This is a genomic window from Streptomyces sp. NPDC054783 (assembly GCF_053611725.1).
In genome coordinates, this window is sequence record NZ_JBSHAY010000056.1 from 22,690 (window position 1) to 34,173 (window position 11,484).

Consider the following 11,484-nt stretch of genomic DNA (forward strand, 5'->3'; position numbering starts at 1 on the left):
CTTCCTTACCGCCCCGGCCCCGCCTCGTCTCCGGCGAACGGCCGCGCTGGCCCCCGGTCCACTGCACCCCTCCCGCCAGGCCACGCCCGACCCCGGTCTGCCACGTCTCCCGGGCACAGCCACGCCCGACCCCGGACCGCCGCACCCCGCTCCGAGGGCCACGCCCAACCCCGGACCGCCGCGTCCCCTTCGGACGCCCACGCCCGACCTCGTTCCGCCGAGTCCCGCTTCGAAGACCACGCCCGACCCCGGACCACCGGGTCCCGCCCCGAGGGCCACGCCCAACCCCGGACCGCCGCGTCCCCTTCGGACGCCCACGTCCGGATCGTCGCCGCCGTGGTCTGCCGAGACGGCCACATCCCGCCAGGGCCCGTCATCTCCGGCGCAGGCGAGCAAGCCCGATCCGGCCTCAGTCCGCCCCGCGGAGGGGTCCACTCCGCATCCGGGGAAGCCGCGCCCCGCGCGTACGACCAAGCGCCGTCACCGGCCGCCGCACCCCCCGCAGACCACCACGCCCCATCACTGGCCGCCGTACCCCGCGCAAACCACCAGGCGCCGTCACCGGCCGCCGCACCCCCCGCAGACCACCACGCTCCATCACCAGCCGATGCACCCTGTGAAGGCGGCCACGGCCCGGTCGGCCTCGCCGCCCCCGTGCGCGCCCTGCGCACCGCGGTGAGCACGTCCGGGGCGGTCCGGGCGGCGAAGCGGGCCAGTTTCGAGGGGGCCGTGGCCGCGTTCGGTACCAGGACGCCGTAGGAGCCGGCCGCCCGCGCCGCCAGCACGTCGGCGGCTATGTCACCGATGACCAGGCACGCGGCGGGCGGGACGCCGAGTCGTGCGGCGGCCGTGAGGACCAGGCCCGGGCGTGGCTCGCGGCAGGCGCAGCCGGCGTCCGGGGCGTGCGGGCGGAACACCCAGGTGTCCAGACCGCCCGGCAGGGCGTCGGCGCGCCCGTTGCCCCGGTGTACGTCATCGGCGGTGAGCAGTCCGCCTCCGATGCCGGACTGGTTGCTGATCAGCCCGGTTGCCAGGCCGTGGGAGCGTGTGAGTGCGACGGCATCCGCGGCCCCGGGCAACCGCCGGACGCGGTCGGGGTCGCCGTGGTGGGGCACGTCCTCGACGAGGGTGCCGTCGCGGTCGAACAGGACGGCCGAGAAGGGGTTCACCCGGCACCTCCCAGGGGCTCGGCGTGCCGGTGACGGACGACTGCGCGCAGCCAGTGCCGGACGGCGAGGGGCGGGATGAGCACGCTGGTGCCGAGCATCCCGGCGATCTCACGGGCGGTACGGGGGCCCGGCAGGATGCGGGCGAGGGCGAACTCGGCCGTACCGAGGGTCCACAGGGCCGCGCAGGCGGTGGCGGCGCGGCGGCGGCCGGCGAGGGCGCAGGCGGCCGCGGCGAGCGCGGCACCGGTCACGGCCAGGTGGCGGGGCAGCCGGCCGCGGGGCGCCTGGGCGCGGGCCCACCAGTCGCGGCCGTGCAGCCGGTTCATCAGCGCGTCGTCGGCGTTGCCGCGCTGCGCGGGCAGCGAGGCCCACCAGTGGGCCGGGCGGACCGGGTGAGAGGTGATCCGACGGCCCCGCCGCAGCGTCCAGCCTGCCCGCTGCACCCGCAGGGCGAGGTCGGCGTCCCCGCGGAAGGCACGCGGGAAGCGTTCGTCGAAACCGCCCGCCCGGGCGAGCGCCTCGGTGCGGTAGGCCATGTCGGCGGTGGCCCAGGCGGCGTTCTCCAGGCCCTTGGTGCCTCGTTCCCAGTCGGTGGGCCGGCGGTCCAGGGGCAGGGGGACACGCAACTGTCCCTGGATGCCGCCGACATCCTCGCCGGCCTCCCGCAGGTCCTGGGCCAGCAGCCGGGACCAGTCGGGGAGCACCCGGACGTCGTCGTCGAGGAAGACCGTCCAGGGTGTCCCGGCCGTACGCCAGCCGGCGTTGCGGGCGGCGGCCGGGCCCTTGCCGCCGGTGCGCAGGGTCCGTATCCGGTCGAGCAGTGGCCCGGCCGCCTGCAGCGGCAGGTCGCCGTGGCACTCGGGCCGGTCGTCCACGACGATCACCTCGTGCGGGGGGTGGCCTTCGGCCGCGGCGAGCGCGCGCAGGCACTCGGCGAGGCAGGGGCGGCCGGTCGTCGGGACGACGACGGTGTAGGCGGGCGCGTCGGTCATGCGAACGCCTTCCCGCGGCGGATCGCGAACGGGCCGGGCGGCAGCAGGTCCACGGGCGCGGAGCCGAAGCACTCCAGAGCGTCGCGCGGGTCGTCGACCCTGGGCCGGCCGGCCGTGTTCAGGCTGGTGTTGACGACCGCCGGCGGCCCGGTGCGCCGTTCGAACCCGTCGATCATCCGCGCGACCAGCGGCTCCCGGGCGCGGTCGGCGGTCTGGATGCGGGCGGTGCCGTCGACGTGGACCACGGCCTGGATGCGGGCCTTCCCGTCGGCGGCCACGTCGTGCACGAAGAGCATGTGCGGGCTGGGCAGCGGTCCGTCGAAGATCTCGGCCGCGCGTTCGGCGAGCACCATGGGCGCGACCGGCCGGAACTCCTCCCGGCCCTTGACCGCGTCGAGCCGCTCCAGGTTGGCGGCCTTGCCGGGGTGGGCGAGCAGCGAGCGGTGGCCGAGCGCGCGCGGACCGTACTCGCTGCGCCCCTGGAACCAGGCCACGATCCCGTCGGCGGCCAGCGCCGCGGCGGCCGTCTCGGCGACGTCGGCGGGCTCCTCGTACGGTACGGCGGCCCGCTCGAGCCACTCGCGCAGCTCGACGTCGCTCCAGCCGCGGCCGAGCGCCGCGGTCGGCATCGGCTCCGGGGTGTCCTTCTGGCCGGCCACGTGCGCGGCCGCGCCGGGGGCCGTACCGGCGTCCCCGGCGGCGGGCTGCACCCACACGTGCCTGAAGCCGCTCTCCCGCCACAGCCGGGTGTTGGCGACGCAGTTCAGCCCGACACCGCCGGCCATGGTGAGCGCGTCCTCGCCGGTGCGCTCGCGCAGCGACCGGGCCAGGGCGAGCATGGCCTCCTCCAGGCAGAGTTGGGCACTCGCGGCCAGGTCGGCGTGGTCCCGGCTCCAGGCGCCGCCGGCCGGGCGGGCCGGGACGAGCTCGGCCCAGGGGACCGGCCGGGCCCGGAAACCGCCCTGCTCGTCGGCCTGGACGTACTCCCGCAGCGGGTCGGCGAAGCGCGGGGAGCCGGCGTGCGCGGTGACGAGTGCCTCGGCGAACCGTTTGGACTCGTCGTACACACTGCGCGGCCCGACGGGGTTCACATTGTCCCAGCAGCCCTCGTGCTGCGGATGCACCAGCGGATCGCCGTACACCTCGGAGGTCGACGTGAGCAGGAGGCGCGCCCCGTCGCGTTCGGCGATCGCGAGGGCGTTGCGGGTGCCGAGACTGCCGACGTCCAGGGTCTGCAGGCGCAGGCGCAGACAGTCGGCACAGTCGACTTCGCCCCCCGAATCCAGCAGCCGTTCGCACAGCTGGGAGCCCCCTCCGGTCACGAGGGCGCGCCGCCGGGAAAACGGTGTGTCACCAGTCATGGGGGGGTGTTCCTTCGTCCACGTCATCGCGCCCCGGGAACGCTCCTGCCTGGGCGTTCGGCGCGTACCGCGTCGCCGGGGCCGAGCTTGTCGGCCCGCTGAGGGGAGTGCTGGGGGAAAGCGAGGACAGGGCCGGGGCCCCACTGGTCCGGAGGACCGCCCTGGTCGGCCGCCGCTGGCTGGACGGCGCTGGCACTGGGGTTCCCCTGCCAGTTGGTTCACACGTTGCGTTCTTATTGTCCGGAAGGCCGGGTGGTCGCGCGACTCCAAGGACGTCAAGGCAGGTGGAGACGGCCGTAGGCGACGTCTGGAGGGAGCTCGAGAGGGCCATGCACGACGAGGTCACCGCCGCGCTGCTGCGTGCTCTGCGGCAACCCGGCCGGCCTCCCGGGCGAGCCGCTGACCGGCTGGTTCAGTTTCCGGGACGGCGAGGCGACGGCCGGTACATCCCGGCCCAGCGGCACGCGTCGGCCGAACCGACCCGGGCGGGCATCCGGCGCGACACCGCGTGGAGCCCGGGTTTCCGCCCCGGCGCGCCGTCCATGGAGGCGGCCCGGTCGGCGGCGTACGGCACTGTGCTCTTCGTGTGCGGCCCGGTGCACGGACCCCAAGTCGCGGCCCCGCATGCCAGGTTCGGGACGTGTCACCGGCTGTCCGCCGGCGTGCCGGTCGTCGATCCGGCGGATCCCGCGGCCGCCGGTTTCCACGAGGCCGTGCCGGGACGGCACCACGGCCCCGGCCCGGCACGACCTCGCGGCCACGGCCACGGCGGGCCCGCAGCCGCCCGTGGCCGGGGTGGTGCTCTCCCACGGGCAGGGCGAGTACGGCGCGCGGCGCCGGCACGAGGAGGTCAGCGCGCGGCGTCGGCACGAGGAGGTCAATGCGCGGCCCACCGGCCGCCGGCAAGAACTGCGCACGCCTGTCGGCCGACACCCGGCCGGCCGCGGACGACTGGCGGCCGTGCGCCACGGCCGAACAGTTCCTGGCGCCGGCCTCCCGCTGCGACCTGCTCATCTCCACGCGGCCGCACGGCCTGGCGCCGGCCCTGCGCACCGGCACCCCGGTGATCGCCGTCGACCCGGTCGCGGTCGGCGCCAAGGTCGGCGCCCAGGCACGGGCGGTGGGCCGGCCGGGGCCGGCGGACGCGGGGCGCTGAGCGAGGAACTGCTGGACCACTGATGGCGGTGGGCGCTGAGCGGGGCGGGCCGGACGGCAGCCGACCGCCACCTGATGCGCTGATCCTGCGCGGGAGGGCCGTGTAGCGCGGTGCGCGCGGGGCACTCGGCGCGGCGACGGCAGGCCGTTTCATGGGCCGCCGCGCTGTCTCGCAGGAGGTGACGACATGGGTCACGGCGGAAACGTCATCCAGGAGCTGACGACCGATCACCGTGAGGTCGAGGAGATCTTCGGCCGTATCGAGGCGCTGCCGCCCGGCTCCAAGAACCGCAAGAACCTCGCCGACCAGGCGACGATCGAGCTGGTACGGCACTCGGTGGCGGAGGAGTCCTATCTGTACCCGGCGGTGCGCGAGCACATCACGGGCGGGGACGCCATGGCGGACAAGGAGATCGAGGATCACGCCAAGGCCGAACGGATCATGAAGGACATGGAGGGCCTGCAGGCGGACGATCCCCGGTTCGACACGCTCATGGCACAGCTGATGAGCGAGATCCGGTCCCATGTGATGGACGAGGAGCAGAACCTCTTCCCGAAGATGGAGGCCGCCTGCCCGGCGGACGCGCTGATGGACCTCGGCGACAAGGTGCGCCGCGCGAAGAAGATGGCTCCGACCCGCCCGCACCCCTCGGCACCGGACACTCCCCCGGCCAACAAGCTGCTGGCCCCGGGAGCGGGCCTGGTCGACAGGATGCGCGATGCGCTGTCGGGGCGGGGGAAGGAGAGCCGAGGGTGAGCCGAGGGGCGAGTTGACGGGTGGGGGTGGCCGGCCGGGCCGGGAACGGGATGGAGCCGGTACGGGGGGCGGGTGGTCGGGCCCGGTGATCCGGCCTGGAAGTGGAGACGTGGATTAGATGGTAGGGACACGGGGGGCAGCAGTAAGCCTGGTCGGGCCGGCGGGACGGGGGTCGGTCGAGCCGGGGACCGCGACGGGGCTCGACCCGGCCGACGTGGCCGGGTGGGCCCCGGCATCCGTCCGCCGTGACACGGTGGGCGGACGCTGGGCCCTTTCCGGCGAAGGCCGGCCTGTGTGCCGTGGGGCGGCGGCTGCCGCATGGGCCCGGAAGACCTGCGAACCTGCCGGGGCGGCACATGCGGGACGGGCCCGAGAAGCCCGCGACGGGCGGCCCGGGAGTCCGTGACGAGGGGCCGTGACGAGGGGCCGTGACGAGGGGCCGGGGAGCCCGCGGCCGGCCCAGGGCGGCGGTTGATTGCCACGGCGGCGGCTGACCGCCCAGGGGCCGGGCCGGTCATCGGCGTCTCGCCCTGCCACCATGTGCACCCCCGGTTCACCAGGGCCGCAGGCCGAGGAGGCACCGGAGCCGGCCTCGGCCTGCGGCCCCGATCAGCACGGCGACCGGCACGGCCCGGTCAGCGGCCAGCGGCCAGCGGCCAGCGGCCAGCGGCCAGCGGCCAGCGGCCAGCGGCCAGCGGCCAGCGGCCAGCGGCCAGCGGTCAGCGGTCAGCGCCGTATCAGCGTCACGGACCCGTTCACAACAGGCTCCTTTGGCCCCTTCACGCATCACAGCCTCTTCACGCATCACAGCCACGGCCGCACACCTTCTCCGGGGCGCGCGCGGGCGCGGTGACGGGCCGCTCGGCACAGGAGGCGGAACGCCTGGAAGAGGGTCAGGGGCCAGAGCAGGGCGAAGCACCACAGTAGTGCGGGGTCCGAGGTGCGGACGCCCATGACGGCCACGAACGCCGAGGCGATGCCCAGCAGCAGCACCGCCAGGGGCAGCCATACCCCTCGCGGTGGGTCGCCCATGCGGCGCGCGAACCTGCGGTCCTGCCTGAGGCAGGCCTCGATCTGCAGCAGCGCGACCCGTTCGCGTGGCGACAGCCGTACCTCATGGTGCATCTCCCAGTCGTCCACGGCAACGGCACCTCCTCCGCCGACCGGCGGTTTCCGTCCCCGGACGCCCGAGTTCCCCACGACGGCCCGGCCGATGCGGAGCCGCGACGACCCACCAGCCGGCCCCCAGGGCTTCGCCCGGCGGCGGCGGCAGAGCGGACGCCGGCCGTCTCGCAGTGGGGCCTGCCCGCCCACCCGGCCTCCCTGTTCGCCCAGGCGGCGAACACCCCTGCCGGGGAGGGCACTTCAACACCGGCTGGGGAAGCCATGGCGAGGTGGGGCAACCGTCCCGTCCGGCCTGAGCCGGTCGCCGGGTTCGTCGTCGGCACCGCCATCGACAGCCGGTTCACGGAATCCACGATCGCCTGACCGGACCGGCGCCTCGACGCCCGTCACTCGCGTACCCGCGCCGAACTGCCCGCGGTATCCCCGCAGTCCTCCCCATGTGGCTCACCGACCGGGACTGGAAGCGGCGGGTCAACGCCCGTATCACCGCGGGCTGAAGCAGCTCGGCGGCGGGCAACCCGTGCGGCGGCCACGGGTGATGCGGCGCCACATCTGCTTCGCGGTGAGCTCCCGACCCATTGTGTTGAGCCTTGTGCCCCTTTACTGTTCGGGTTTGCCTGAGTCTGTTTGATGCTGATTGCTCAGTCGGTTGGAGGCCACAGTGCGGAGTGATCGGATCGGTTCAGAGGTTGCGAGACCCGGTCGCGGCCGGTGGCGCAGGGCGGCCCTCGCGACGGCCGCGACCATCGCCCTGGCCGCGGGCATGACCGCGCCCGCCGCCGCGCAGGACGCCGGCGGGCAGGCACCCGCCGCCGCGCCTGCCGCGAGTACGCGGGCGCACACGGTGAGTTTCGACGGCTACTCGTTCCTCGTCGACGGCAAGCGCACCTACCTGTGGTCCGGCGAGTTCCACTACTTCCGGCTCCCGAGTCCGGACCTGTGGCGCGACATCTTCCAGAAGATGAAGGCCGCCGGGTTCAACTCCACCTCGTTGTACTTCGACTGGGGATACCACTCGCCGAAGCCGGGTGTGTACGACTTCAGCGGGGTGCGCGACGTCGACAAGCTGCTCGACATGGCCCAGGAGGCCGGGCTCTACGTCATCGCGCGCCCGGCGCCGTACATCAACGCGGAGGTCGACGGCGGCGGCCTGCCCGGCTGGATGACCACCAAGGCCGGGCACAACCGCAGTGACGACCCGCAGTTCCTGAAGTACGCGGACGAGTGGCTGACCCGGATCGACCGGATCATCGCCCGCCACCAGCTGACCAACGGCACCGGGTCGGTCATCGCCTACCAGGTCGAGAACGAGTACTACAACGGCTCGGCCGCCGGCCGCTCGTACATGAAGCACCTGGCCGACAAGGCCCGCGCCGACGGCATCACGGTACCGCTGACCGGCAACAACAACGGCACCTTCAACTCCGGTACCGGCGCCCTGGACGTCGACGGACCGGACTCCTACCCGCAGGGCTTCAACTGCTCCAACCCCTCGAAGTGGAACGGTGTACCCGACATCGGCTACGACCACCCGGACGGCAAGCCGCTGTACTCGCCGGAGTTCCAGGGCGGCGCCTTCGACCCCTGGGGCGGGCCGGGCTACGACAAGTGCGCCCAGCTGATCAACGACCGGTTCGCCGACGTGTTCTACAAGCAGAACATAGCCGTCGGCGCCACCGCGCAGAGCTTCTACATGACCTACGGCGGCACCAACTGGGGCTGGCTGGGCATGCCGGAGAACTACACGTCGTACGACTACGGGGCCGCGATCCGCGAGAACCGCCGGCTCGATCCGAAGTACTACGAGGACAAGCTGATCGGGTACTTCACGCAGTCGGTCGCCCCGCTGACCAAGACCGAATCGATCAGGGCCACGCCGCCGGACGACTCCGCGGTCGTCGACACCGCCCGGATGAACCCCGACACCAAGACGCAGTTCCACGTCCTTCGGCACGGGAACTCCACGTCCACGGCGGTCGACAAGACCCACATCTCGCTGGACTTCAACGCCCAGCCGTCCGCGGACACCACCTACACGTGGGACGACCCCGACTCCGCGCTGCAGTACGCCGGTTCGTGGTCACACGTGGCCGACCAGAGCTACACCGGCGGCGACTACAAGCACACCGAGTCGTTCTCCGACAAGGCCGGTGACTCGGTCACCGTCCCCTTCGACGGCACCGCGATCCGCTGGATCGGCTCGAAGACGAACAACCACGGCTACGCCGACGTCTATCTCGACGGCACCAAGGTGGCGACGGTCGACGACTCCGGCGGCGAGAACCAGGCGGTGATCTTCCAGAAGACCGGCCTGGCGCCCGGGGCGCACACGCTGAAGATCGTGGTCGACGGGAGCCACGGCTCGGGGTCGACGGACGACTACGTGGCCATCGACGCCGTCGACGTGCCGACGGCCGCCGCGGCGGAGCCAACCTACCCGGTCGTGCCGCAGCAGCCGGGCACCGCGATCACGCTCGACGGGCGCGACTCGCACGTGATCGTGGCGAACCACCGGCTCGGGGACTCGCAACTGCAGTACTCGACGTCGGAGATCATGACCAGCGCGACGATCGGGGGCCGGGACCTCGCCGTGCTCTACGGCGACCCGGGCAGCGACGGCGAGACCGTGCTGCGCTACTCCTCCAAGCCCACCGTGACCACCAGCGGCGGCACGGTCACGACCACCTGGGACGCGGCCACCGGTGACCTGCGGCTCGACTACACGCACAAGGGCCTGATCCGCATCGGCATCAGCGGCGGCGGATCGCGCCCGATGCTGCTGCTCGTCGGCGACAAGGCGACGGCGGAGACCTTCTGGCGTCAGGACACGGCGACCGGTCCGGTGCTCGTGCGCGGCACCCACCTGCTGCGGACGGCGACCAGCCTGGACGGCGGCCGGACCGCGGCACTCACCGGCGACAACGCCGATGACAAGAACATCGAGGTGTTCACCTCCGCCGACCACGTCACCTGGAACGGCGGGACGTTGAACACCCAGGCCACCGACACAGGAAGCCTCACCGGGAAGATTCCCGTCGCGGCCCCGGTCCACCTGCCGGAGCTGACCGACTGGAAGCACGCCGAGGAGTCCCCCGAAGCGGCCCCCGGTTTCGACGACTCCAGCTGGCAGGTGGCCGACAGGACGACCACCAACAGCGTCTCCGGCGTCAACTCACTGCCGGTGCTCTACGCGGACGACTACGGCTTCCACACCGGCAACACGTGGTACCGCGGCCGCTTCCACGCCACCGGCAAGGAGACCGGCATCCACCTGGTCTCGGACTCCGGCGGCAAGGCGCAGGCGTTCTCCGCCTGGCTCAACGGCACCTTCCTGGGCAGTTCCACGACCGGCAGCGCAGACTTCACCTTCCCGGCCGGTTCGGTGAGGTCGGAGGGCGACAACGTCATCTCCGTGCTCACCGTGAACATGGGGCACGAGGAGGACTACAACTCGACCAACGGCAACAAGACCGCGCGCGGCCTGACCAGCGCCTCGCTCGTCGGGGCGCCGCTGACCTCCGTGACCTGGCGGCTGCAGGGCGTACGGGGCGGTGAGGACCTGCTGGACCCGGTGCGCGGCCCGCTCTCGACGGGCGGCCTGTACGGCGAGCGGGCCGGCTGGTCCCTGCCGGGCTACCCGGACGGCGACTGGAGCCGGGTGTCCCTGCCGACGACCGACACCCGTCCCGGGGTGTCCTGGTACCGCACCGACGTCAGCCTGGACCTGCCGCACGGCCAGGACACCTCGCTCGGGCTGTCGTTCACCGACGACCCGTCACGCAAGTACCGTGCCACGATCTTCGTGAACGGCTGGCAGGTCGGCAACTACGTCAACTACCTGGGCCCGCAGAGCACGTTCCCGGTCCCCAACGGGATCCTGAACCCCAACGGCCGGAACAGCATCGCCATCGCCGTGTGGAACCTGGACGGCAGCACCGGCGGGCTCGGCAAGGTCTCGCTCGTGGACTACGGCAGCTATGCCTCGTCCCTGCGCGTCGCTCAGAACGACAGCCCCCGCTACGACCACCGGAAGTACGCGATGCCGCAGCGTCCGGGAGTGGATGTCACCCTGGACGTGCCGGACACCGCTCAGTCAGGACAGGCCATCACGGCCGAGGCGACGGTGCGGGTGCCGCAGGACCGGCCGTCCGCCTCCGGTCTGGCGGCCTCGCTCGCCTTGCCCGGCGGCTGGAGCGCGAGCGCCCCGAGCCCCACGTCGGTCCAGCACCTGCGCCCCGGCGGATCGGCCACCTTCACCTGGAAGGTCCAGCCGCCGGCCGGGACGCTGCCCTCCGCCTCGGCACTCACCGCCACGGTGCGCTACCTGCAGAACGGAAGGCAGGCTGCCGGCGGTGACGAGCGCATCGTCGGCGGGATCCCACCGGCTCCGCCGGCCGGGAGGAGCGCCGTGAGCGACCTGCCGTTCCTGTCGTCCACCAACGGGTGGGGTCCGGTGGAGCGTGACAGCAGCGTCGGCGAGCAGGCGGCCGGGGACGGCCGTCCGATCAGTGTCGCCGGCGTCGGTTACGCCAAGGGCCTGGGCACCAACTCGGTCAGCGACGTCGAGCTCTATCTCGCCGGAAAGTGCTCTCGGTTGACGGCGGACGTCGGTGTCGACGACGAGACAGGCGGTGCCGGAACGGTGACGTTCTCCGTGATCGCCGACGGCAGGACCCTGGTGACCACGCCGACGGTTCGCGGCAGACGGTCAGCGGTGCCGATCGACGTCGACGTCAGCGGCGCCCAGGTGGTCGACCTCAAGGTCGGTGACGCCGGAGACGGCAACGGCAACGACCACGGCGACTGGGCGATGCCGACGCTGACGTGCGGCTAGTAGTGCTTGGTCAGGTTCGTATCGGCTCTGGCATGTTGCGGTGACAGGTGGGGCAGGCGCCGGTCCAGACCGCGAGGAGTATCTGGAGGTC

8 protein-coding genes are annotated in these 11,484 nt (G+C 73.1%); 4 read left to right on the forward strand and 4 right to left on the reverse strand.

Features of this window, described 5'->3' with window-relative positions:
* Positions 1-5 precede the first annotated feature (5 nt).
* Genes ACWGJ5_RS43865 through ACWGJ5_RS43875 form a run of 3 tightly spaced genes read right to left on the reverse strand, consistent with a single transcriptional unit; the run spans position 6 to position 3,522 of the window.
* Positions 6-1,169, reverse strand: a complete 1,164-nt coding sequence (locus tag ACWGJ5_RS43865) for an HAD-IIIA family hydrolase (RefSeq protein WP_453315198.1) — start codon at positions 1,167-1,169, stop codon at positions 6-8.
* Positions 1,166-2,161, reverse strand: a complete 996-nt coding sequence (locus ACWGJ5_RS43870) for a glycosyltransferase family 2 protein (protein ID WP_453315199.1) — start codon at positions 2,159-2,161, stop codon at positions 1,166-1,168. Before ACWGJ5_RS43870 ends, ACWGJ5_RS43865 begins: the two co-directional genes overlap by 4 nt.
* Complete coding sequence (locus ACWGJ5_RS43875) at positions 2,158-3,522, reverse strand: carbamoyltransferase C-terminal domain-containing protein (RefSeq protein WP_453315200.1); 1,365 nt, start codon at positions 3,520-3,522, stop codon at positions 2,158-2,160. Before ACWGJ5_RS43875 ends, ACWGJ5_RS43870 begins: the two co-directional genes overlap by 4 nt.
* Before the next feature lie 880 nt (positions 3,523-4,402).
* On the opposite strand from ACWGJ5_RS43875, the gene ACWGJ5_RS43880 reads away from it, so the two are divergent.
* Both ACWGJ5_RS43880 and ACWGJ5_RS43885 read left to right on the forward strand, forming a co-directional pair.
* Complete coding sequence (locus ACWGJ5_RS43880; RefSeq protein ID WP_453315201.1) at positions 4,403-4,678, forward strand: polysaccharide pyruvyl transferase family protein; 276 nt, start codon at positions 4,403-4,405, stop codon at positions 4,676-4,678.
* A gap of 186 nt (positions 4,679-4,864) precedes the next feature.
* A complete protein-coding gene (locus tag ACWGJ5_RS43885) occupies positions 4,865-5,434 on the forward strand; it encodes a hemerythrin domain-containing protein (protein ID WP_453315202.1) in 570 nt (189 codons plus the stop codon).
* An 804-nt stretch (positions 5,435-6,238) separates the two neighbouring features.
* Here ACWGJ5_RS43885 and ACWGJ5_RS43890 read toward each other — a convergent pair.
* Entirely contained in the window at positions 6,239-6,574 is a 336-nt protein-coding gene (locus ACWGJ5_RS43890) for a DUF3040 domain-containing protein (protein ID WP_453315203.1), read from the reverse strand.
* Here ACWGJ5_RS43890 and ACWGJ5_RS43895 point away from each other — a divergent pair.
* Together ACWGJ5_RS43895 and ACWGJ5_RS43900 are read left to right on the forward strand one after the other, a co-directional pair.
* On the forward strand, positions 6,551-6,922 hold the full coding sequence (locus ACWGJ5_RS43895) for a hypothetical protein (protein ID WP_453315204.1): 372 nt from the start codon (positions 6,551-6,553) through the stop codon (positions 6,920-6,922). The genes ACWGJ5_RS43890 and ACWGJ5_RS43895 overlap by 24 nt on opposite strands.
* A gap of 400 nt (positions 6,923-7,322) precedes the next feature.
* Positions 7,323-11,393, forward strand: a complete 4,071-nt coding sequence (locus tag ACWGJ5_RS43900; protein WP_453315205.1) for a beta-galactosidase — start codon at positions 7,323-7,325, stop codon at positions 11,391-11,393.
* Positions 11,394-11,484: the final 91 nt, after the last annotated feature.